A 24,263-nucleotide genomic window follows, 5' to 3' on the forward strand; every position below is an offset into this window, starting at 1 on the left:
AAACTACCTCATATGGGGTAGTTTCGATATTAAAACAAGGATCCTCACCTCCCGAATTTGAAATTACATATTGCCTTTATAATCAATTTAAACATGTAACAAATCAATTTTATATCAAAAAACAAATAACATCATAATCCATCCACTATGAAAAAAGATATACTCATTTTTTTACTGACTATCTTATTATGCTTGCCGGGAAGGTTATTTTCACAAACATACCAACTTACCGGAAACCCCGTAAATACAACGGGCTGGGATCTTGTATCTGATGCTATAGTAAGCGGAGACTTTGTAAGGCTTACCACAGATCAGACCAGCAGATACGGGGCTGTAAAATTATCCACTCCTATTACCCTGAGCTATTGCGATAAATGGAAGGTGGAATTCGATTTCAGAATTGACGGAAACGGAACTGCTCAGTTCGGAAAAGGAGATGGCTTTACTTTCTGGTATCTTGCCAATCCACCTACAGGATTTGTTTCAGGAGGAGGACTTGGTATTCCTGCGAATGCTTCCGGGCTAATGGTTGGTTTTGACATCTTCAACAACACTACTGAGGGACAGATGAGTAAAGTTCACATTCTTTATGGCACCAATAATACAGCTGGTAATAATATCGAATTCAACACCACTCCGGGAAGTACATTCCATTCTCCTGACCTTATTGCCACTCAGCCGTTTGTAGGAGACACCTACAGACATGTTGAAGTAAACGGAGAAACAGACCTTACCAACCCGACAAACTGGATTATCAAAGTAAGAATCAACGGGGTACTTATTGTAGATCAGTCTTTTGCTCCTTCCGGAGGTGCAGTGGGAATGTCACAGGGATATTTCGGTTTCTCTGCCGCAACCGGAGGTGCCAGCGCAAGACATTCTATTAAAGATGTTAAAGTATTCGTAGATAAAGTTCCTATTTTAAGTAATACGGTAACTCCTTTTGTATGTACAAATCCCGCTACCGGAAATGGTGTAGTGGACCTTACTTCTTTCAACTCTCAATTTGTAAATAATCCTGCAAACTACGTTTTCACTTATTATGTTTTGGGAAGCTCTACGCCTATTGCCAATCCTGCAAGTTTCCAATATTCAGGAAATACTACCATCAAGGTTGTTGTAAAAGATCCTACTTCTACGCTTTGTGATAATGGTGACGGAGTCATTCAGCTTAATCCTACTCCATTTGCTGCAACAGATGCAAGCCTTACAGGTTGTAATAATAACAATGCAGGAACAGCCACATTTGACCTTAACACTGCCGCTGTAACGACTGTAGCTGGGGCTACCAAAGAATTCTTTCCTACTTTATATGACCTCAATAACGGAACCAATCAAATTACGAACCCTTCCGCCTATGCTTCAGCTGCAGCTACTTTATATGTAAGAGTAACGACTCCTCAGGGTTGCGTAAGTACAGCTAAAGTTACACTTAACATCTACCCTGTTGTTGTTGTCAATGATGTTGAAATAAAATCCTGCTTTATAGAAACCAATCCATCAATGGCATCTTTTAATCTTACAGGAGCCGTCGTTTCTCAAGGTGGACTTACAAAAGAATATTACCCATCTTTAACTGACGCCATCAGCGGAACGAATGCAATCTCTACGCCGGCGGCATACATCGCACCTAATGGAGTTGTTTACATTAAAGTATTCAGCGCAAACGGATGTTATTCAATTGCCAAAGTTACTTTAACTGTCATTCCTCCAGTTTTCTCAAGAACATTACTTGATCAGACGATCTGTATAGAAAATACAACCACATTAGATGCAGGAGCTGGTTTCAAAAGCTATGAATGGAGCACGGGTGCTACCACTCAATCGATCAAGAATGTAGGGGTAGGGACTTATTGGGTGAAACTTAAAACCGGAGATTGTATTGCCACTCAAAAAGTAACAGTATATCCTTCCGATAATCCGGTTGTTACCACTGTTGATATTTCAGGAAGCACAGTGACAATATATGCCAATGGCGGAACTCCTCCTTACCAATATTCTATGGATAATATCAACTGGCAGGATTCTAATATCTTTACCAATATTGCCAGAGGAGAAGCTAAAATATATGTAAGAGACGGTTATAATTGTGTTCCTGTGGAAGTTAATATTACGGTACCTAATCTGATCAACGTGATCACTCCTAATGATGATGGTATTAATGATTTTGTTGATTATTCTGCACTTGCCAATAAACAGAATCTGGAAATAGGCATCTTCGACAGATATGGCTATAAAATGTTCCAGGCTGATAAAACCAATGGCTACAAATGGGCAGGTACCACTAATGGAAGTAAAAAAGTTCCTACAGGAAATTACTGGTATTCTATTTCATGGAATGAAAATAATAAAAACAGTACTCCGATAAAATTCTCAGGTTGGATTGTTGTAAAAAACAGAGAATAATTACACTTTCCACCACATCAAAAGAATCACCCCGTCAGCCGGGGTGATTTTTGTATTAACAAGGCAGAGATATTTCATTTTAAAGACTCTTTATTCATATTCAATTCTTAAATTTGTCCTATGAATTATTTGGAAGCTTTAAGCAGAAGATATTCTGTAAAAAAATTCAATCATCAGATTATTCCTCAGGAAACTCTTCACAATATTCTTGAGTCAGGAAAGCTGTCTGCCAGTTCGCTGGGACTTCAGCCCTATAAAATTGTGATTGTTGAGAGTGAAGAAATGAAGCAGAAACTGATTCCGGCTTTCTATAATCCTTCTCAGATTTCCACCTGTTCTCATCTTATCGTTATCATTTCAAAGAAAATTATTGAAGAGAACTATATCCGGGGATATTTTAATCATATTTCTGAAGTAAGAGACACTCCTGTTGAAAAACTAGATCCTTTCAGAAACAGTATTAATCAGCATATCACCCAGAAAACACAGGATGAAATTTTCAACTGGGCAGAAAAACAATCCTATATAGTATTGGCCAATCTTATGTATGCCGCGGCTATTGAAAGTATAGACTCCTGTCCTATGGAAGGCTTCCGCCAGGATATTATAGAAGAAATTCTGAATATCAATCCCGAAACAGAAAAAGTAACTGTTACCCTCGCTTTAGGCTACCGTTCTGAAGAAGACCATTTTCAGTACATGAAAAAAGTAAGGAAACCAAACGAAAAATTGTTTAAATTTATTTAATCGTTTTTAAACGATTGTACCTAAAGCAAGCATATGATAAAAGCGGATGTATTAGTAATCGGTTCCGGCATTTCCGGACTTTCCTATGCCATTAAAGTTTCTGAACAGCTCCCTGATGCCAAAATCATTATCGTAACCAAATCTGACGAAGATGAAAGCAATACCAAATATGCACAAGGCGGTCTGGCTGTTGTTACAGATTTTCAGAATGACAATTTCCAGAAACATATTGATGATACGATGCGTGCCGGTGACGGAGAAAACAAGCGCGATGTCGTAGAAATGGTAGTAAGGGAAGCCCCAGCAAGATTCAACGAAATTGTAGAATGGGGTGCCCAGTTTGACATGAAGAACGGCAAATTCGCTTTGGGAAGAGAAGGAGGCCATACTGAAAACAGAATCGTACACCACAAAGATATTACAGGTTTTGAAATCGAACGGGCTTTGCTGGAAACAGCCAAGAACAGCCCGAATATTGAAATTCTTGACCATCATTATGTCATCGATATCATTACCCAACACCATGTTCCCGGAAAAGAACTCAACGAAGGTGACATCCATTGCTATGGCGCTTACATCCTGGATGAAAAGTCCAAGACCATCAAAAAAATCACTTCCAAAATAACACTGGCTGCCACTGGAGGCGCAGGACATGTTTATAAAAACACCACCAATCCTACCATCGCTACCGGAGACGGAATTGCTTTCGTAGCCCGTGCCAAAGGAAAAGTTTCCAATATGCAGTATTACCAGTTTCATCCAACAGCTTTGTACAGTAAAATGGATGGAATGTTGTTTTTAATTTCAGAAGCCGTTCGTGGAGATGGAGCAAAATTAAAAACCAAAAGAGGCGAAAAATTCATGCATAAATATGATGAGCGTGAAGAATTAGCATCCAGAGATATTGTGGCAAGAGCCATCGACGCCGAAATGAAAATTACCGGAGACGAATTTGTTGGTTTAGACTGCAAGGAAATGAACCATGAAAAATTCTTAGAACATTTCCCTAATATTTATAAAAAATGCAGAGACGAAGGAATTGATCCCTTCACTCAATTAATTCCCGTTGTACCGGCCTGTCACTATTTAATGGGAGGTATTGAAGTTGACAGAGACGGACAGTCCTCCATCAGAAACCTTTTTGCTGTAGGTGAATGTACCAACTCAGGACTTCACGGAGCCAACAGACTTGCTTCCAATTCATTACTTGAAGGCTTGGTTTTCGGACACAATGCTGCCATGAAAACCGTAGAACTTCTGAATGAAAACAATTTTAACTTTGATGATCTGAAAGCCGTTCCGGAATGGAATGAAGAAGGAATGAAAATCATGGACGAAATGGTAATTGTAAGCTATCTCAGAAAACAGCTTCAGGAAATGATGAGCGATCTGGTAGGTATTGTAAGGAGTAACCGACGTTTGAATATGGCTCTGCAAAAACATCAGGAAATTGCCGCTGCCGTAGACGAGATCTACCATTACTCTATTCTTTCTCCGCAATTATCGGAATTAAGAAACCTTACAACCGTTGCCCACCTCATCATTACCCAATCTATGGAAATGACAGAGAATAAAGGAGCATTTTATAATAAAGATTTAGCCTAAAAGTACCACACAATGAAAAGACCAGCATACGTAACAGATAAAGCATTAAAGACATTTATAAAAAACGCACTTGAGGAAGATATTCAGGACGGAGACCACTCTACCCTATCTACTATTCCACAGGATCTTGTACAAAGTGCAAAGCTTTTAGTAAAACAGGACTGCATTCTTGCAGGAGTTGAGCTGGCAGAAATCATTTTCAAGACTTTTGACAAAAATCTGAAAGTAGAAGTTTTCATTAAAGATGGAACTCCTTGCAAATTCGGAGATGTTGCTCTTATTGTAACAGGAAGTGCAAAATCTATCCTTTCCACGGAAAGATTTGTACTTAACTGTATGCAGAGGATGAGCGGTATTGCCACCCTTACCCACGACTGGGACTCAAGGTTGGTAGGCACAAAAACTAAACTTTTAGATACAAGAAAAACAACTCCTAACTTCAGGATGTGTGAAAAATGGGCAGTTGCCATAGGTGGCGGAACTAATCACAGATATGGCCTTTATGACATGATTATGCTGAAAGATAATCACATTGATTACAACGGAAGCATTACCAATGCAGTGGCAATGGCCAAAGACTACGTTAAAAAGAACAAAAAAAAGTTAAAAATAGAGGTTGAAACAAGAAACCTTGCAGAAGTTCAGGAAGCCATCAATGCAAAGGTCGACAGAATTATGCTTGACAACATGGATGTAAAGACCATGAAGGAAGCTGTAAAAATGATCAACGGTTCATGTGAGTCTGAAGCTTCAGGCGGAATTACCCGCGATATGCTTAAAGAAATTGCTTCCACAGGCGTTACATTCATCTCTGTAGGGGCCCTTACACACTCTGCTGAGAATATAGATTTGAGTCTCAAAGCAGTGAAATAGCGTTGAATTTTTAACAAAAACACCCCCACTTTGTTAAAAATTCAATAACATGACTTTTTTCATAAAAAATTCTATTTTTTAGCCATAACACTGAATTTCAAACTATTAACATTATTAAGACTGATTAAAAATTAACATTAAGTTAATAATAGTTAAATTTTATTTTGCGAATTTTGCAGAAAATTAAATCTAATTATTACTAACGATTATGAAATTAATCAACAAATCGATGCTATCTGCAGTAATTACATTATCTACAGCTAGTGTTTATTATGCACAACAAGTTCAGGATACTGTAAAAACAAAATCCAATGATATTGAACAAGTTGTATTAACTGGTGTTGCTGATATCGCTAAAGATAGAAAGACTCCAGTAGCAGTTTCAACAATTAAGGAAGCTCAAATTGTTGAAAAATTAGGAAATCAGGAATTCCCTGAAATCCTTAACACTACGCCATCTGTATATGCAACTAAAGGTGGTGGTGGATTTGGAGACTCTAAGCTAAACATTAGAGGATTCAGTCAAAACAACATTGCTGTAATGGTAAATGGTATGCCAGTTAATGACATGGAAAACGGTTCTGTTTACTGGTCAAACTGGGCTGGATTATCTGACGTAACCTCTGCAATGCAAGTTCAAAGAGGTTTGGGTTCATCCAAATTAGCAATTGCATCTATTGGGGGGACTGTAAACATCTTAACCAGATCCTCTGATAAAAAACAAGGAGGAATTGTTTCTTTAGGAGTAGGTAATAATGACTATGTAAAATCTCTATTTGCTTATAACACTGGTAAATCTGAGAAAGGATGGTCTTCTTCATTCTTGATGAGTAGAACAGCAGGTTCTATGTATGCAGATGGAACTAAATTCGAAGGATACAACTACTATTTTGCATTAGGATATCAGAAACCTGGAGGTAACCATGATTTCCAATTCACAATCACTGGAGCTCCACAATGGCACAATCAAAGATCTTATGCATCAACAATTGACAACTATATTCTTTACAACCAGGACCATGATGGAACACCTGATAGAAAATACAACTCTGATTGGGGATATTTAAACGGTAGAGAATATTCTGCAAGAGTAAATTATTACCACAAACCAGTAATGTCTTTAAACTGGGATTGGAGAATAAGCGAAAAATCAAAACTTAATACTGTTGTTTACGCTTCTTTTGGTAGAGGTGGAGGAACCAATACAACAGGTACAGCAAATGGTAAAGCTTTAAGTACTTTCAGAGATCCTAATACAGGACTTTATAATTTTGATGCAATTTATGCAGCCAACCAAGCTTCTAACCCTACGAAAGGGATCTTAATCAGAAATGCTTCTATTAACTCTCACAACTGGTTTGGATTAATCTCATCTTTCAACCATACCTTCAATGAAAATTTCAAAATCAGCGCTGGTGTTGACGCAAGATATTATCAAGGATACCATTATCAAGTAGTTAGTGATTTATTAGGAGGTTCTGGATATCTTGACAAAAACAACAAAAATATTGGGAATAATACTGTAACAGCAACTGAAGGTACAGATCCAAAATGGAATCCTTTCGGAGGTAAATTAATGGATATCAATAATAGAATTGGTTATAGCAATGATTCTAACGTCCTTTGGTATGGAGCATTTGGTCAATTGGAGTATACAAAAAATGATTTTTCTGCGTTTGTACAAGGATCAGTTTCTAACCAAGGATTCCAAAGAATAGATAACTTTATCATTGATAATGTTACTAAATCTAAGAATGGTACCATCATGCCTACAACAACTGATTATAAGAACCTAACTGGTTACAACATTAAAGGGGGATTAAACTATAACATCAACGAACACCATAATGTATTTGGTAATGTTGGTTACTATGAGAAACAACCTTTCTTTAATTCAATCTATAGAAGTAATGAAAATGTAGTTTCGCCTGATGCAACCAATGAAAAAATCTTTGGAGTTGAATTAGGATACGGATTTAGATCTTCTAAATTCAATGCTAACGTAAACATTTATAGAACTACTTGGGATGACAGATATCAAAGAAAGACAGGATTATCTTATACTGATCCTGCAACAAATGTAAGAACAACTTACTATGCTGAAATCAATGGTCTTAGTGAAGTTCACCAAGGTATTGAATTTGACGCTAACTTAGTTCTTAACAAGTTCTTATCTGCATACGGGATGTTCTCAGTTGGAGACTGGCATTATAACGGAACAGCAAACGCAACATTATTCAATGATGCAGATAACTCTCCATTCAACTTACCAGGCACTACATCTAATGAAACTACATTAAATCTAGACAAAGTGAAAGTAGGAGAATCTGCTCAGATGACTGCAGCATTAGGTATCACTGTTACTCCTGTTAAAGATTTGAAAGTAGATATGAACTGGAGATATGCTAATAAATTATATTCTTCACTAGATGTATACTCTTATAGCAGCGCATCTGCTAAAGGAGCATTACAACTTCCTGACTATCATTTATTTGACCTGGGAATTTCTTATAAAATCAAACTAAAAAACCCTTCTCAATTCTTTACAATCAGAGGAAATGTTTACAACTTGTTTGATACAACTTATATCGCGGAATCTCTAACAGCTATTCATGCTGATGATAAAAGTGGTACTGCGGCTAATGCTCCAACTTACGAACAAGCAGGTAAGTTATATAAAGGGGTTGCTACAGGTAACCAGGTGTATTTCGGATTCGGAAGAACATGGGCAGCAACATTATCATTCAACTTCTAATAATATCACAATATTAGATTTTATAAATATCAATCCCGGCTTTGAGCCGGGATTTTTGTTATCTTTGTGTACAAAAAAATAGGATTATGGATTTTTACAACATTTTACTTAATGCCCACAAAGGTTTCGGGTATCTTGAAATTCTTTTGGTAACATTATTTATCATTGCACTTTTAGCTACCATGTTCGGTTTCAGTGGAAAAGTGAACAAATTTTTGAAGAAAACAACCCTTTTCACAATGATTTTCTTCCACGTTCAGTTTTTATTGGGAATTATTATGTTGATCACAACTTTTAGCAAAGGATTAAACATGGGAGAAGTAATGAAAAATGCAGCATTGAGATTTCAATATGTTGAACACCCATTCTCTATGCTTATTGCAGCAGTTTTGATGACTATCGTCAACAAAAAAGTAAAATCCAATGACACTATTTCTTTAGGAGTAGTGATTATGGGACTGATTGCAGTAGGTTTATTTGCATTCGCGTTCCCTTGGACAAGAGTCTTTGGGGCTTAAACAGACAAAGAAATTATATGCGTTATAATTTATAAATAGTTTAATCTTAAATTTTTAATTAAATCAATGAAAGTAGCTGTAGTAGGTTCAACAGGAATGGTTGGACAAGTTATGCTTAAAGTTTTGGAGGAGAGAAACTTCCCTGTAACAGAATTAATTCCGGTAGCATCCGAAAGATCTGTAGGCAAGAAGGTGAAGTATAAACAGAAGGAATTTACCATCGTAAGCATGAAGGACGCTATAGCTGCCAAACCGGATATTGCAATCTTCTCTGCAGGTGGTTCTACTTCCCTTGAATTTGCCCCTTTATTTGCAGAAGCAGGAATCACAGTAATTGATAATTCTTCTGCATGGAGAATGGACCCTGATAAAAAACTGGTAGTTCCTGAGATCAATGCTGATGTTTTAACGAAAGAAGATAAAATCATTGCAAATCCGAACTGTTCTACCATTCAATTGGTAATGGTTTTAGGACCCTTGAACAAAAAATATGATTTAAAAAGAGTAATTGTTTCTACTTACCAGTCTGTAACAGGAACTGGTAAAGCTGCTGTAGACCAGTTAAACGGTGAAATCAGCGGAGATGATTCTATCGCAAAAGTATATCCTTATCAGATTTTCAAAAATGCATTGCCACACTGTGATGTATTTGCTGATGATGATTACACCAAAGAAGAGATTAAACTGATGAAGGAGCCTAAAAAGATTTTAGGAGACGATACCTTTAACTTAACAGCAACTGCTGTAAGAGTTCCGGTTCAGGGAGGACATTCTGAAAGTGTGAACATTGAATTCGAAAATGAATTTGAACTGGACGAAGTAAGAAAAATCTTATCCGAAACTCCTGGGGTAATTGTAATGGATGATGTGAAAAACAACCAGTACCCGATGCCTTTATATTCAGAAGGAAAAGATGAGGTGTTCGTAGGAAGAATCAGAAGAGATCTTTCACAGCCCAAAACGCTCAACCTCTGGATTGTTGCTGACAATCTGAGGAAAGGAGCAGCAACAAACGCTGTACAAATCGCAGAATACCTTGTAGCAAACAACTTAGTATAAACTAACAAAATAAAAAAGAGTCTCAAAATTGAGATTCTTTTTTTTATCAAACTCTATATGAATACCCAGAAAAATACCCACAAAGAGAAAATAGGATTCCAAAAACTTATTGCAGTGTTTGGAGTTATCCTTTTTATCGGAAAGATTATTGCCTGGAAACTCACCAATTCCGATGCTGTCTTTTCCGATGCTATGGAAAGTGTCGTGAATGTCATCAGTGCATTCATGGGATTATATTCACTTCATCTTGCGGCCAAGCCTAAAGATGAGGACCATCCATACGGCCATGGGAAAGTAGAATTTGTGACTTCCGGTATTGAAGGAGCTCTTATTGCTATTGCCGGTGTTATGATTATCTATGAAGGGGTTCACAGTCTTATCGTAGGAAAAACACTGAGTAAAATAGATCTTGGGATATGGATCATTGCTGCCACGGCAATCATTAATTATCTATTGGGATATATTTCTATAAAAAAAGGGAAAAGAGAAAACTCTCTGGTTCTTATCTCATCCGGGAAACACCTTCAATCCGATACCATTACCACCCTTGGAGTAGTTCTAAGTTTAGTCATTGTTTATTTTACTAAAATTTATTGGCTGGATTCAGCAGTAGCATTATCTTTTGGACTTTACATCATATTTGTAGGCTATAAAATCGTCCGAAAATCTTTAAGTGGTATCATGGATGAGCAGGACCCTGAAATACTGAATCAGGTCATCAGAATCCTTGAAGGAAACAGACAGATCGAATGGATTGATGTACACAATATGAAAATACAGCAATTCGGTTCTTCCCTGCATATTGATGCCCACATTACCCTTCCATGGTATTATGACCTTCGTGATGCCCACAGTGAAATGGAAAAGGTAATCATCCTCCTTGCCAAAAATATGAAACGAAGCATTGAGTTCAATTTTCATATGGATGATTGTAAACCGATTTCATGCCCGGTCTGCCAGATCAAAGACTGCCCTGTCCGTGAAAAAGATTTTGTCAAACGTGTAGAATGGACTCCGGAGAATGTAACCAGTGTAGATAAACACACCGTAGAATAATACATTCACTTATCTTTCCTCTTTATCCATCATCTGCTTTCTGTAATAAAACATAGGAACAATAAGCAGTATAATCAAAGGCTGGATTACAAACCTTCTCATATAGAAAGAAAAAAGATATCCTATTTCAAATTTATCATGAATACAGTACAGGTAAATGGGTAATGTAATAGCAAAGACAACAATGATCATCACTGCACCCTGCAATGTCCATTGTTTGTTTTTGAATAAACCATGAATGATCAGGCAGGAAAACAAAAGATTTAAAACGAATCTAAACAAATGTCCGCCAATCAGTTTTCCCCATTCAAATGCAGGGAATTCAATATGTTTATTCGCTTCATGGAAATAACCGAGGAAAGGATCATAAAAAAGAGTATCCTCCAGAGCTCTCACCCCAATCAATCCGCAGATTCCTGCTATAATCAGAAGCCAATTAAGAATTTTCATGTTTTAATGCAAAAAATTTAATCCAGATCAGCCAAAGCACAACGACGCTTCCATAAATAATGGCAGGAAAAATAAAATCATGGAATATTTTACCATATTCTTTATGGTCTGTCATGACAATATTCAACCCTACGATTCTCAGAAGATTCATGATATACAGGATAATCAACCCCGCCCCAACAAAGACAAAGGTTTTCATTCCTTTATAAAAAGCGAAAACGAAAGAAACAAACAAAATGATCACAGAAACAGCATTACAGCCCTCCACCATTCTTGTCTCATAGCGTTGTTTTACATAAAACCAAACCTGCTCATTCTTTACGTCATCATAAAGCTCCGTAGGATAACCTATGCTATTCTGCACAGCAGCTACCTGATTGGCAATTATTCTTGAAAAAGAATCCAACCCGGCATCTTTACCACTATTCAGATAGAACTGATAGGCAAAAAGCAATACCAGGTAAATAATAATGAAACGCAATAAAATACCTAAAACAGGTTTAAAGTCTTTCAACATTCTGCAAAGATAAAAATTAGCCTGTAATATCCTGAATTTGAATCAAGAAACTTAAAAAACACCCATCAGATCTTTCGATTATGGAATATAATACTGTAAAATTTTCTTTAAAATTCTCCATAAAATAAATATTCAACACTTTTTTATTCCTTCATTATAACGGTCTCTTCTCTTCACATTTTCACTTCGTTAAACTATAATTCCCAACTCACGTTTATTTAGTATATTTGTTTCCATATTATGACTTCTGAAAACGCAAAACGATTTTTTGAAAACCACTTGGGTAAAAAATCTTCCGAATTCGTCACATTAGCTCAAAGTGGCTCTGCGAGGGTAAATTTTCTGGCCACTGCCGGCACTGAAAAATACATCATCACCTACAATGAAAATATCCCTGAAAATGAAAGTTTCCTTTACTATTCTGAGTTATTTTCAAATTTGAAACTCAATACCCCTTCTATTCTTGCTGTTTCTGATGACAGAAAAATGTACATCCAGGAGTTTTTGGGACAACATACCCTTTCTGAGATTATTACAAAAGAACAACAATCTTCCACTGTAAGATCTTTGGTACAGCAGACATTGGAAAGACTTTTCCAAATGCAGATACAGACACAGGGAAAAATTGATTTTTCAAAAACCTTTGAATACGAAAGTTATGATGAGCTTCCTGTGATTCATGATCTTTATTATTTTAAAAATTTTGTAGCTGATGTCCTGGAACTTGAATACAACAAATCAACACTTTTAAAGGAATTCAAAAAAATCGCTTTACTCATTGAAAACATTGAGCCTAAAGGAATTATGATCCGTGATTTCCAGGCAAGAAATATCATGGTGAATGAAAAGAATGAAGTTTCTTTCATTGATTACCAGTCTGCAATGAAGGGCCCGTTAATGTACGACGTCATCTCCTTTCTTTTTCAGGCTAAAGCAAATTTCACCGATGATTTTAAACAGGAAATGCTGGAATTTTATATTCAGCAGTTTGAAAATTCTGAAACAAGGATTCAATTGAAAGATGCGGTAATGCCTATTCAGATGATGAGATTTTTACAGGTATTGGGAGCTTATGGATTCCGGGGACTGATTCAGAGAAAACAGCATTTTATGGCCAGTCTGGAAAAAGGAATTCAGAATATTACACAATTTGCCGGCTCATGGGAGCACATGAATGATTATCCTGAACTGAAAAAAGTAATTCACCAGCTGACCTCAGACAGAGCAAAGCAAAAAATTGAGGAAATTATAAATTCAAACCATTAAGAAAACTTTAAGTCATTAAGAATATTAAGGTTATGACCAAAAAAGAAATTACCCAACTGTCATATGAAATTACAGGCTTTGCTATTAAAGTCCATAAGGCTCTTGGTCCTGGTCTCCTTGAAAGTGTCTATGAAGAATGTCTAAAGATTGAACTTATTAAAAATGGCTATGATGTTAAACAGCAGCTGTATTTCCCAATCAATTATGAAGGGATAGAAATTGAAACAAAACTTGTTGTAGATCTCCTCGTCAACGATACAATTATTATAGAGTTAAAAGCTGTAGAAGAAGTCTTACCAATACATGAGGCACAACTACTCACTTACATGAAAGTTCTTAAAAAGCCACAAGGCCTTCTTATTAACTTTTTTACGAACAATATTACCAAGTCAATGAAACCCTTTATTAATGATTTTTTTAAAGAACTTCCTGACTAAATTTTGATTTATCAAAATCTTAACTTACCTTAAAAACTAAATAAGCCTTAATGGTTTAAAAATAAAAATATAGAAATGCTACACATCGAGATACACAGTTTTTCATACAAGAAAGGGGGAATTCCTAAAGACAATTCAGGAAACGGCGGAGGTTTCGCTTTTGACTGCCGTGGAATTTTAAACCCAGGAAGAATTGAAGAATATAAAATTCAGACCGGAAATGACATCGGAGTTCAGGAATATCTGGAAACAAAAACAGAAATGCCAAAGTTTCTGAAACTGGTAAAATCCATTGTTTCAATTAATATCGATAACTATCTTGAGAGAGGATTTGAGCATCTGCAGATTAACTTCGGATGTACCGGCGGACAGCATAGATCAGTATATTGTGCCATAAAAATTGCTGAATTTATCAAAGAAAAATATCCTGAAGGAACGGAAATCACCCTTCAGCATGATGAACAACCGCAACTGAATTCATAAAAGATAAGCGATGATTGATAAATGATTATTTTTTCACTGTTATTTTAATGATCATTTATTAATTATAAAAGTTTTATCATTCATCAACTATCATTTACCAATTATAAAAAAATGAAAGCTCTAATTTTCGCAGCAGGAAAAGGAACCAGGTTGAAACCGTTTACAGATCACCATCCGAAAGCGTTGGCAAAAGTAAACGAAATTCCGCTTCTGGAAAGAAATATAAATTACCTGAAAAGTTTCGGCATAAAGGATTTTGTCATCAACATTCATCATTTTGGAGATCAGATTATTGATTTTTTAAATAAAAACAATAATTTCGGATGCAGGATCGAAATCTCTGATGAAACCAATGAGCTCCTTGAAACAGGCGGTGGCTTGATTTTTGCGAGAAAATTTCTTGATCATGGAGAAGATTTTTTGATCATGAATGCGGATATTCTCACAGACCTGAACATCAATGCGTTGGTGGAATACCACAAAAAGATAAAAGATTTTGCTACTTTAGCGGTTTCCGACAGGGAAAGCTCAAGAAAACTCCTTTTCAATGATGATATGGTTTTGAGAGGCTGGCTGAATGTACAAACTGGTGAACAAAGGCTGGCGGAATTCAATAAAGGCTTTAAAGCGCTTGCTTTCAGCGGAATTCATTGTATCAATCCTACGATCTTCGAAAAAATAAAAAGAACAGGCAAATTTTCTGTTATGGAAGAATATCTGGACCTGATGCAGACCGAACATATACACGGTTTTGTGCATGACAGTATTCTTATCGACGTCGGAAGACCTTCATCTATAACAGAAGCCGAAAAACACTTTAAATAAATTTTGCAATGGAAATTGATGGAACTAGGGATGAAAGTTTAATAAATCCGGAACTTGACATTAACGAAACAAAACTACATAACAGTTTCAGACAAAAAACCTGGGACGAAACAATCGCTAAAGACAGCTGGATGGTCTTCAAGGTCATGGCTGAATTTGTAGACGGTTATGAGAAACTTGCCAAGATTGGTCCATGTGTTTCTATATTTGGTTCTGCCCGCTTGAAGCCGGAGAACAAGTATTACGAAATGGCGGTAGATATTGCGGAAAAAATCACGAAAATAGGCTTCGGAATCATCACCGGAGGTGGTCCCGGTGTTATGGAAGCAGGAAACAAAGGAGCATTCAATGCTAAAGGAAAATCTATCGGATTGAATATTGATCTTCCTTTTGAGCAGCATTTTAATCCTTATATCAATAAATCCTATTCTATGAATTTTGATTACTTTTTCGTGAGAAAAGTAATGTTTGTAAAATATTCTCAGGGGTTTGTAGTAATGCCAGGTGGTTTCGGAACTTTAGATGAGCTTACTGAAGCAATGACTCTTATTCAAACCAACAAAATAGGAAAATTCCCAATTGTTCTGGTAGGAAGCGAATTCTGGGGAGGATTATTAGATTGGTTCAAGGCAACTTTGTTGAAAGAAGGAATGATTGCTGAAGATGATTTGGATCTTTATCGTGTGGTAGATACCGCTGACGAGGCTGTAGCACATATTAAAGCCTTTTATGATAAATATTCTGTGAATGTAAATTTTTAATTGGCATATTATTTGTGACTTATAACTAGCAAGTATGATTGTAAATCTATTAATTAAGATGAAAAAACTTTTATATATATCAGGAATTTTAACATTTTTTGTGTTAATGAGTTTTATGTATGTAGACTTTTTCTCTTCAATGACCAAAGTGGATTATGTTGATGGAAGCAAGACATTGAAGTTTACCACAAAAATGAATACAAGCCACATCTCTGATGCCATCAAGATCAACCCCAATACGGCTGGATTTGAAGCGGAGGTAAAAAAATATGTGAACAATAATTTTGATGTGTTTGTCAATGGTGCTCCTAAAACAATAACCTTCACCGGAAGTCAGGTCAGTGGAGAAACTGTATGGGTATATTTTGAAACCGGAGGTGTTTCAGATATCAATACCTTAAAGATTAAAAATACGATCCTCTTAAGCGCTTTTCCTAAGCAGATCAATCTGGTGAATATCGCCTACAAAGGCAGCCAGAAAACAATGAACTTCCAAAGAGGAAAAGAAGTGAATGAGGTTTCTTTTTAACGTGAATTAGATTTAACCATTATAAAATGGGTACCCTGGAAAGTAAAATTTTCAGGGTATTTTTTTGTTGAAACAAAAAAACTCACATTAAAGAGATTAATTACGTACAAATACTTAACTGTGATTTTCAGCATTTACACTGTAATATTTTCATTATCAGCAATGTACATTTGTATTGTAATTACAACCACACGTGAAGCCGGAATCACTTTAATAACGGGGCGAAATCTGAAAAGCCAAATGAGTAAGAAATACCAAACTAAAAACGAAATATCATGGACGATGCAACACTTAAATCATCGAGTCAGGCAATAGATATCCTGATCGTAATTGACACGGATTATGTACGGGCAAATTATAAAAGCCCAAGTACGGATCCAAACAGACCTGTAGGAATTGACCATAACAGCCAGCATATGATTGTTTCAAATGCCAATGCTATCTCAGGACAGGGTTCTGCTGATCTGAACTTCAGCGCAAGAGCCGGAGATACAGTTTCATTCAGAGGAACATCTATCTACCAGAATTCGGATGACGCAGTTATTATTTATAATATTAAATACTGGTCAGGAGATCAGGTTTTTAATAATTTCGTATATAATTCTGTCAGAAGAAAGCAAGCTGCTGTACCAGATGTAAATTCTTTGAACGGCCTTCCTGCCACCTCTGCAGATATCAGCTTTGCCAGTATTGACTCAAAAGTAAGATCTACTGGAAAAGAGAACTTCTATGTACAGTTCGGACTCTACATTTTAGACCCGAATGACAGTAACAAACAGATTTTATACGGGTACTTTTACTGGGATCCAACAATTACGGTTAAGTAAACGAAAATAAAACCTCTTATAAATAAAATCGGGCAGCTCGTACGAGCTGCCCGATTTTTATAAAGTGTATTAGAATATATTGTATCCTAATGCATTACTCAATTTTAATATTATCAATCTGAAGATCATATATTCCGTCTTTTCCTGTTTTTAGGGCAAACATAGTTTTTCCAGAGGTAACGTTAAGATCGGTAAGACCTGTAAGAGTAAGCTCAACCAGTCTCCATTGTCCGTTCGTGTTGATAGATCCGTTATATGAATTCGTACTTTCTGGGCTTAAAGTAGCCCCTGTAGAGAATGTTCCTAAATTGAATGTATAGAAAGCAGACGTATTAGGAAGAAGCGGTGTTGCTCTATACACATTAAAAGAAAGTGATTTTCCTGATGCCGTACCTTTGATATACATTGTAATTCTCTTTGGAGCCGCTGGTATTCCTGACGCAGCATTCGCCGTAAATACATAGTCATTATTGGCAGGTGTACCTTTAATCTGAAGGGAATTTGTACCGTTATACCCCAAACCAATACCTTGAGATGCATAAGGCATAAGCCCAAAGCTATTTAAACTTGACAGGAAAGATGCCCAGTTTTCAAAATCAGAGCTCGGGAAAAGATTTACGGCAGTAGCAGAAGGAAGTTCCGGCTCCCCTGGAGTGAATCTGGCGTTAGGGAAGTTGATATCATTAAGATCTCTTATATAAGCCTGATCTGTGAAAACCGTTGCATTATTTGAGCTTGTAAAACGGCTTAAAACAAGAACGATATCACCACTTTTTTCATATTTAGGAGCGATCGGAGATTTTCCAAAAGTTGAAAAGTTACTGAAACGAAGATCTAATCTACCTGCTTTTTTATCCGTAATATAACGATCCCCTGTAGCTGATTCGTCAGCAAAGTTCTTTGTCAATTCAGGCTCTTCAAACTGAACGTTTTTTATTTTCACAAGCTGGTTAATGTGCGCACCGTTTTTCAGAGCATCAGAGATAAAGTTGAATTCTAATGGTTTCATTGCGGCTACTACAGGCTTCTGTCCGTCGCAAACTCTTGCCATGTAATTTGAAACTTTATTTGGGTTGATTCTACCGATAGGATAGTTAGGATCATAAGTACCTACTTTAATGTTTCCATTAACTCCCTGAACGATCAATCCTTTAAGGTTGATTCTTACCAAAGCTCCTACTGGATAATCAAGATATTGATTGCTGCCGTCGATATCAATCTCAATACCTTGAGTTGGGTTTTCAGGCTTATCCTGAAGGAACATCATTTTGTAAAGATTTCCGGATTCATCACTTGAAGAAACGTAAGCTTCTACGATGAAATCTTCTTTAATGATATCAGCTTCAACAGGTTTTGCTTTTGCAATGGTTGTAATTTCAGATAACTGGTGATTAGCCGCAGCAAATTTGTTGGTACATTTAATTTCCGGCACATCATAATCATCAGTTTTTACACAAGACGAGATTGCCAGCATTGAAATGGCACTAAAGATCGCCGCTTTAAAATATATATTTTTCATTGTTTTCGATTTTTAATTTTAATTTTTTAGAATCTGAATTGAAGGTTAACAAAATAGGATCTACCCTGGTTATACCAATATTTAGGAGCGAATACCATGTTTCCGCTGTCGTAATCATTAGCATAGTCAGTATAGTTAACATTTCTCGTCTGCTCAAATCCTCCTGTAATAAAGTTTCTGTTATTAAGGATATTATTTACCGATGCAGACACCAATACATAATACTTACCAATCAGCCAGGATTTACCTGCATTCACATTGAAGAAGAATGCTGAAGGTAATTTTGTAGGAGTCAGAATTCTTGCAAGTTCTTCCTCTGTTACGTTATCATAAGGAACTCCCGGTGTATTAGGGTTTGTATAGAATCTTTCTGTTCTGGTTACCGGAGAAGGGTCAAGGAACGAATGTCCGAAGTAGTTCCACGTAGCTCCTACCCACCAATATTTAGGGCTGCTGTAACGAAGACCTAATGTATATGCCTCCTGAGGTGTTCCTCCCTGTCTGTAGTTTTTAAGGGTAGCCTCTCCCATATTGGTATAAGATCTTGATACGATATTTCCGTTTCCGTCAAGTTCTCTGAACGTTCCTACAGCATCAGATGCAAAATAAACGGTAGGGTTATTAGTATAAGTATATTGTCCTACACTTAGTAATCCGCTGGCTGTCAAGGTAGGAGTAAGTTTCACCTGTGCACCAAGTTCGATCCCCATATTTCTCTTATTAGCCCCCGCCAATACCTGTGTAATGAAAGCTCCATCCTGAACAGGAGTCTGATCTCCGCTTTCCGTCAGAGTAGTCAGCTTAACTCCCTGTGCGAAATATCTTTGTACACTTGTTTCGTTTTGAGTATTAACAAGGTAACCTGTCAATCTAAGTTTTACAATCGGAGTAGAAATTACATAACTCAAATCGTTGGCATCAACAACAACATTCTTGATTCCCGGAGTGGTAACACCGCTTACTCTTGTATTAAAATAAATATCATTTAAGAAAGGAGACTGTGAGAAGTAAGCTCCGTTATAAACCAGGAAGTTTCTACCATTGATTTTATACGTAACCTGACCTTTAACCCCTGCATTCCAGAAGTTTTGGTCTGCTCCTTTTCCGTAAGAAGACTCATACAGATAATGCTGGAATAAACCTTCTCTGCTGTTCGTTGTATATCCGAATAATCCGGAAACAAAAACATCAAATTTCCCTGTTGAAAATTTGAAAGCAGGATTTACTTTAAATTCCTGTCTTCTGAAAATATAGCTGTACCCGATTTTGTCCCCTTCTCTTTTGGCAACATCCGTATCATTTTCTCTTGTATTAAATTTTCCCCAAACACTTCCTGCAGTTGTATTGGATGCAAACGGATCCATATTCAGTGCAAAATCAGCTCCTAAAAGATCGTTTACTTCTCTGTACTGTTCAGATCTGTAGTTCTGGTAAGATAAGTTTAAAATAAAACGGGAGGTATCGCTAAAGTTATAAGTATAGTGTGTAGAGACATTCCATACTTTATCATCTTTTACGTCGTCCACAAGATAATAAGCAGCTCTTCTCCCTCCAAACATAGCATTATACTCTACGTTTCTGTTGGCATTATAAAGATTATCCCAGTTGATCTGTGTATGCGACTGATCATCATTGGTCCACCAGTCTCTTGTAATTCCGACATTGGCAGCTTGTTCCGGAGACGGATTTGTATAGTTTAACCAATAGCTTGGTAAGTTACGGTAATAGGTCGGAGACGGGTTATTAGCTCTGTACCAATCAAGCCTCGAACTGTATTCTTTACCAAACTGGTAAGAAACAGAGGTCCATAACTGAGAGTTTTTATTGATTTTCCAGAAATCCTGCAATTGGATCATGGGCTGGAAACCTCTTTTCACTCTTTCATTTCTTTTATCTCCATTTTGCCATCCCCAATAAGAGTTATAGTGAACACCTCGGAAATCATAGACTTCCTGAGTACTTGGACTTGAAGAGCTTCTCGCATATTTGGAACCAATGGCGTTTAAAGTCATGGTATGGCTGTCGCTGAATTTCTTCTCAATACCAATATATCCACTGTACGCATCATAAGCAGTACCATCCTGAATCCCTTCCTGTGCCCATCTTCTTGCGATCATTCCTGTAAATGCCCATCCGTTCTTATTCATTCCGGAAGAGAATCTGTAAGACAATCTGTTCGTATAATTTCTGTTGGTCAGAGAGTACGTCAATTGACTTCCTTTTCTGTACTCGCTGGCTCTGGTATTCTTATAAAATACTCCGGTAGTTCCTCCGAAAGCATATTCAGAAGGTGCATGATTAGCTGCAATTTCCGGGTAACGGGTAATTTCGTTCAATCCTCCCCAGGTACTAAAGTCTACATCTCCATTATCTGCAGCGGCCATAGAAACCCCGTTGATCATATTCTCCCCTGTTCTGCTATCAATTCCTCTTGGGCGGAACCAGTAGGGTCCTAAATCGAAACTTGCAATTCTGTTGAATACATCCTGAGAAGACTGTAGTAATCCTACTGTTGCAGTTTGCTGTGCACCACCGCTATCACTTTCTCCCGAATCTTCTATGATAGCAAGTCCCTGATCTGCACCGTTCAATGCAGAATAAAGAGTAATTACTCCAAGATCTTTTCTCTTCTCATCACTGGTTACATCAAATTCAAAAATTTTAGTTTCAAAATTTGGTTTTGTAACCATAATCTGATAATGTCCTGGCATCAAATCCGTAAATTGAAAATATCCGATTTTGTCCGCCTTTGCATCATTTCCTGCTCCTTTTAAATCTACACTTGCTTGCTCAACAGGCTTTCCTTCCGCATCCTTAAGATACGCAAACACTGTTGTCTGCGCATAATAATATGAAGCAGGCAGCAAAGTAAATAAAGAGATCAATGATAATTTTTTAATCATGAGTATGTTTATTTTTTAATACTTTTCTTATTAGTTTTCAACAGTTTAAAAGTTGGGGGCACAAATTTAATCAAATTTTGTAATTCACCACTTTTTTAACCATATTTTTCCTTAACACTGCAAGGTTTTAAGAATCATTATATAATTGACGCTAAGACAATTGCTCTTAAATTTACAAATATTTAAAACGTAGTGAATTAAAAAAAGTAAATTTGTAAATTAAATAGTATTAATAATAACTCAAAGAGGATGAAGAGATTTTCGAGTCTGTTTGCCATCATTATTTCGATCATGGCATTTTCACAGCAACAGGGAAAACTGAGAAAAGTAGCTACTGTAGGTTTTTTAAACGTAGAAAACCTTTGGGACACTATCCGTTCAGCGGATTATATTGATGGGACCAAAGACATTAAAAATCCTGCTTTTCACAGAAGTATTCCTATAGATTCTATCAAATTCCTGGAAGCTGAAAAATATGAAGGACCATGGAGCGACGGTGCTCTGATTGGTAAAAAAGTAGTTAGAGAGCAAGGTGGTTCTGAAGAATTTACCCCAAAAAGTGCAAAGAACTACGGGACTAAAATTTACAAAGCAAAATTAGCCAATGAAGCCAAAGTAATTTCTGAAATGGGAGCACAGTATACTAAAACGGCTCCGGCAGTAGTTGGATTAATTGAGGTTGAAAACAGACAGGTTATTCAGGATCTGATCAACGAACCTGCTTTAAAGAAATATGATTACGGAATCATTCATTACAACTCTTATGATTACAGAGGGATTGACGTTGCATTGATCTATCAGAAAAGAAGATTCACCCCTACCAATTCATTAAAAAAAGAACTGAAAATATACGGTGACAACGGAAGAAGAGAGTATACGAGAGATATCCTTGTTGTAACAGGGTTTTTAGATAATGAAAAAGTGGCATTCTTTATGAACCACTGGCCTTCAAGAAGAGGAGGTGAAGCAATTTCTCTACCTAAAAGAAATGCAGCTGCAGCTTTATTAAAACAACAAATGGACAGTATAAGAGCCGCAGACCCAACAACGAAGCTTTTTGCAATGGGTGACTTTAATGATGATCCTGTAAGCCCAAGTTTAAAAAACCACCTGAAAGCTCAGGCAGCACCTAAAGATCTAAGTGAAGAAACACCTTACCTGAATCTGATGTATCCTTTATATAAGAAAGGCGTGGCATCTCTTGCCTATCAGGATGCACCCAACCTGTTTGACCAGATTATTGTTTCTAAAAACGTAATTTCAGATCAGGTAACTAAAGAATATTCGGTGTACAAAACAGAAATTTTTGCCCCGGCTTATTTAGTTAATAAAGAAGGAAATTATAAAGGATATCCTTTCAGATCCTGGAATGGAGATCAGTTTACAGGAGGCTACAGTGACCACTTCCCGGCATTCGTAGTTCTTCAGAAAGAACCATAAATAAGTTAGGCACTCTTATTGGAGTGCTTTTTTTATATAAATACCTTCATCATGAAAAATATTATTTTATTGGTATTGATCGCATTGATACCTTACAGCTGTTTTTCTCAGGAATCACCAAAGAAAGATAAAGAACAACATGAAATGAAGCCTTCCAAAAACGAAGACGGAGAATGGGATCTTACGGTCATTGATACACAATTCGATTATTTTTTGAGCGCTGTTGCCAAGCCCATCAGCCAGTATACAGAATCTTATCTGAAGACAAAAAACACATTTTTGGTGAACGAATGGAACAGTTATTATAATTCCGGGAGATACAGAAATATCATAGAATCCGGAATAGATTATGATCCTCAGGAAAATTATGGGATCAAGTTTGAATATAAATTATACCAGGTTTTTGTATATGTAAACTGGAAATACAAACTAAGGCTGAATGGTTTATCCGGAAGCGATGCCATAAGATAAATTTTAAATAATACTCAATAAAAAAGGTTCAGAATTGCTCTGAACCTTTTCATTTTTTATAATAGCTGAAAATTATTTATTGAATAATTCTTCTACTTTATCCCAGTTTACTACATCGAAGAATGCAGAAACATAGTCAGGTCTTCTGTTTTGGTAGTTTAAATAATAAGCGTGCTCCCAAACATCTAATCCTAAAACCGGAGTTCCTTTAACGTCTGCTACAGGCATTAATGGGTTATCCTGGTTGGGTGTAGAAGAAACAGATACAGAACCGTCAGCATTTTTTACTAACCAAGCCCATCCTGAACCGAATCTTGTTTTAGCAGCATCAGAAAAATCAGTTTTGAATTTCTCAAGACCTCCGTAATTTTCGATCGCAGCTTTTACATTTCCTACAGGCTCTTTGCTTCCTCCCGGAGTTAAAATTTCCCAGAATAATGAGTGATTGAAGTGTCCTCCTCCATTATTTCTTACTGCTGGTTTATCAGTTCCTGTCTGGCAGATTTCTTCGATAGTTTTTCCTGCTAGTTCAGTTCCTTCAATTGCTTTATTTAAATTGTCAATGTATGCCTGGTGGTGTTTTGTATGGTGGATTTCCATAGTTCTTGCATCAATAGTTGGCTCTAATGCATCATATGCATATCCTAGTTTTGGTAATTCAAATGACATAATTTTTATTTTTAATGTTATATTCCAAAATTAGCCAATATTTAAGGGATTATCAAGGATTGAATATTACTTTAATAAATCTTTAACATTGATATATTGATTTAGAATGAATTACGTTTTAAAATATTTATCTCCATGACAATAAAA

The 24,263-nt window shown here is 36.5% G+C and carries 22 protein-coding genes; 17 read left to right on the forward strand and 5 right to left on the reverse strand.

The features are described 5' to 3' along the window. Positions 1-147: 147 nt before the first annotated feature. From FN817_RS06385 to FN817_RS06420, 8 genes are all read left to right on the forward strand, one after another. On the forward strand, positions 148-2,406 hold the full coding sequence (locus FN817_RS06385) for a T9SS type B sorting domain-containing protein (RefSeq protein ID WP_142717216.1): 2,259 nt from the start codon (positions 148-150) through the stop codon (positions 2,404-2,406). A gap of 120 nt (positions 2,407-2,526) precedes the next feature. Beyond that, positions 2,527-3,153, forward strand: coding sequence for an NAD(P)H-dependent oxidoreductase (locus FN817_RS06390; RefSeq protein WP_142717217.1), 627 nt, complete (start codon positions 2,527-2,529; stop codon positions 3,151-3,153). A 33-nt stretch (positions 3,154-3,186) separates the two neighbouring features. After that, positions 3,187-4,758, forward strand: coding sequence for an L-aspartate oxidase (gene nadB, locus FN817_RS06395; protein WP_142717218.1), 1,572 nt, complete (start codon positions 3,187-3,189; stop codon positions 4,756-4,758). Between the two features lie 12 nt (positions 4,759-4,770). After that, the gene (nadC, locus tag FN817_RS06400; RefSeq protein WP_142717219.1) at positions 4,771-5,631 is read left to right on the forward strand and encodes a carboxylating nicotinate-nucleotide diphosphorylase; all 861 of its coding nucleotides are present in this window, start codon (positions 4,771-4,773) and stop codon (positions 5,629-5,631) included. Positions 5,632-5,839: 208 nt separating this feature from the next. Continuing rightward, the gene (locus tag FN817_RS06405; protein WP_142717220.1) at positions 5,840-8,386 is read left to right on the forward strand and encodes a TonB-dependent receptor; all 2,547 of its coding nucleotides are present in this window, start codon (positions 5,840-5,842) and stop codon (positions 8,384-8,386) included. An 86-nt stretch (positions 8,387-8,472) separates the two neighbouring features. Beyond that, a complete protein-coding gene (locus FN817_RS06410) occupies positions 8,473-8,904 on the forward strand; it encodes a hypothetical protein (RefSeq protein ID WP_089692819.1) in 432 nt (143 codons plus the stop codon). A gap of 66 nt (positions 8,905-8,970) precedes the next feature. Further along, positions 8,971-9,963 carry an aspartate-semialdehyde dehydrogenase gene (locus FN817_RS06415; RefSeq protein WP_142717221.1) on the forward strand — a complete coding sequence of 331 codons (993 nt, stop codon included), beginning with the start codon at positions 8,971-8,973 and terminating at the stop codon, positions 9,961-9,963. 57 nt (positions 9,964-10,020) lie between these two features. After that, on the forward strand, positions 10,021-11,019 hold the full coding sequence (locus tag FN817_RS06420) for a cation diffusion facilitator family transporter (RefSeq protein ID WP_142717222.1): 999 nt from the start codon (positions 10,021-10,023) through the stop codon (positions 11,017-11,019). A 9-nt stretch (positions 11,020-11,028) separates the two neighbouring features. Here FN817_RS06420 and FN817_RS06425 read toward each other — a convergent pair whose 3' ends face one another. Beyond that, positions 11,029-11,469, reverse strand: coding sequence for an exosortase F system-associated membrane protein (locus tag FN817_RS06425; protein ID WP_142717223.1), 441 nt, complete (start codon positions 11,467-11,469; stop codon positions 11,029-11,031). Next, entirely contained in the window at positions 11,456-11,986 is a 531-nt protein-coding gene (gene xrtF, locus FN817_RS06430) for an exosortase family protein XrtF (RefSeq protein ID WP_142717224.1), read from the reverse strand. The genes FN817_RS06425 and xrtF overlap by 14 nt, the downstream gene beginning before the upstream one ends. A gap of 240 nt (positions 11,987-12,226) precedes the next feature. Between xrtF and FN817_RS06435 the strand changes: the two genes are divergently transcribed. The 7 genes from FN817_RS06435 (at position 12,227) to FN817_RS06465 (ending at position 17,114) form a co-directional block, all read left to right on the forward strand. After that, positions 12,227-13,252: an aminoglycoside phosphotransferase family protein gene (locus FN817_RS06435; protein ID WP_142717225.1), complete on the forward strand. Its 1,026-nt coding sequence runs from the start codon at positions 12,227-12,229 to the stop codon at positions 13,250-13,252. Between the two features lie 32 nt (positions 13,253-13,284). Beyond that, positions 13,285-13,689 (forward strand): GxxExxY protein, encoded by a 405-nt coding sequence (locus FN817_RS06440; RefSeq protein WP_142717226.1) that lies wholly within the window; start codon positions 13,285-13,287, stop codon positions 13,687-13,689. Between the two features lie 75 nt (positions 13,690-13,764). After that, positions 13,765-14,172: a RapZ C-terminal domain-containing protein gene (locus FN817_RS06445; protein WP_142717227.1), complete on the forward strand. Its 408-nt coding sequence runs from the start codon at positions 13,765-13,767 to the stop codon at positions 14,170-14,172. Between the two features lie 111 nt (positions 14,173-14,283). After that, a complete protein-coding gene (locus tag FN817_RS06450; protein ID WP_142717228.1) occupies positions 14,284-14,997 on the forward strand; it encodes a nucleotidyltransferase family protein in 714 nt (237 codons plus the stop codon). An 8-nt stretch (positions 14,998-15,005) separates the two neighbouring features. Next, on the forward strand, positions 15,006-15,758 hold the full coding sequence (locus tag FN817_RS06455) for an LOG family protein (protein WP_142717229.1): 753 nt from the start codon (positions 15,006-15,008) through the stop codon (positions 15,756-15,758). Positions 15,759-15,816: 58 nt separating this feature from the next. Then, complete coding sequence (locus tag FN817_RS06460) at positions 15,817-16,287, forward strand: DUF6702 family protein (protein WP_228408605.1); 471 nt, start codon at positions 15,817-15,819, stop codon at positions 16,285-16,287. Between the two features lie 275 nt (positions 16,288-16,562). Beyond that, the gene (locus FN817_RS06465; protein WP_142717230.1) at positions 16,563-17,114 is read left to right on the forward strand and encodes an inclusion body family protein; all 552 of its coding nucleotides are present in this window, start codon (positions 16,563-16,565) and stop codon (positions 17,112-17,114) included. A 94-nt stretch (positions 17,115-17,208) separates the two neighbouring features. Here the strand turns inward: FN817_RS06465 and FN817_RS06470 are convergent, their stop codons facing one another. Then, the gene (locus FN817_RS06470) at positions 17,209-18,633 is read right to left on the reverse strand and encodes a DUF5689 domain-containing protein (RefSeq protein ID WP_142717231.1); all 1,425 of its coding nucleotides are present in this window, start codon (positions 18,631-18,633) and stop codon (positions 17,209-17,211) included. A 26-nt stretch (positions 18,634-18,659) separates the two neighbouring features. Further along, on the reverse strand, positions 18,660-21,536 hold the full coding sequence (locus FN817_RS06475; RefSeq protein WP_142717232.1) for a carboxypeptidase-like regulatory domain-containing protein: 2,877 nt from the start codon (positions 21,534-21,536) through the stop codon (positions 18,660-18,662). Positions 21,537-21,785: 249 nt separating this feature from the next. Here FN817_RS06475 and FN817_RS06480 point away from each other — a divergent pair, with 249 nt between their 5' ends. Both FN817_RS06480 and FN817_RS06485 read left to right on the forward strand, forming a co-directional pair. Beyond that, on the forward strand, positions 21,786-22,976 hold the full coding sequence (locus FN817_RS06480; protein ID WP_142717233.1) for an endonuclease/exonuclease/phosphatase family protein: 1,191 nt from the start codon (positions 21,786-21,788) through the stop codon (positions 22,974-22,976). Positions 22,977-23,027: 51 nt separating this feature from the next. Further along, positions 23,028-23,447 (forward strand): DUF6146 family protein, encoded by a 420-nt coding sequence (locus tag FN817_RS06485; RefSeq protein ID WP_142717234.1) that lies wholly within the window; start codon positions 23,028-23,030, stop codon positions 23,445-23,447. Between the two features lie 72 nt (positions 23,448-23,519). On the opposite strand, the gene FN817_RS06490 is transcribed toward FN817_RS06485, so the two are convergent. Next, positions 23,520-24,116 carry a superoxide dismutase gene (locus FN817_RS06490; protein WP_047376388.1) on the reverse strand — a complete coding sequence of 199 codons (597 nt, stop codon included), beginning with the start codon at positions 24,114-24,116 and terminating at the stop codon, positions 23,520-23,522. Between the last annotated feature and the right edge of the window lie 147 nt (positions 24,117-24,263).

Origin of the sequence: Chryseobacterium rhizoplanae (assembly GCF_900182655.1) — a bacterium.
Taxonomy (GTDB): Bacteria; Bacteroidota; Bacteroidia; order Flavobacteriales; family Weeksellaceae; genus Chryseobacterium; species Chryseobacterium rhizoplanae.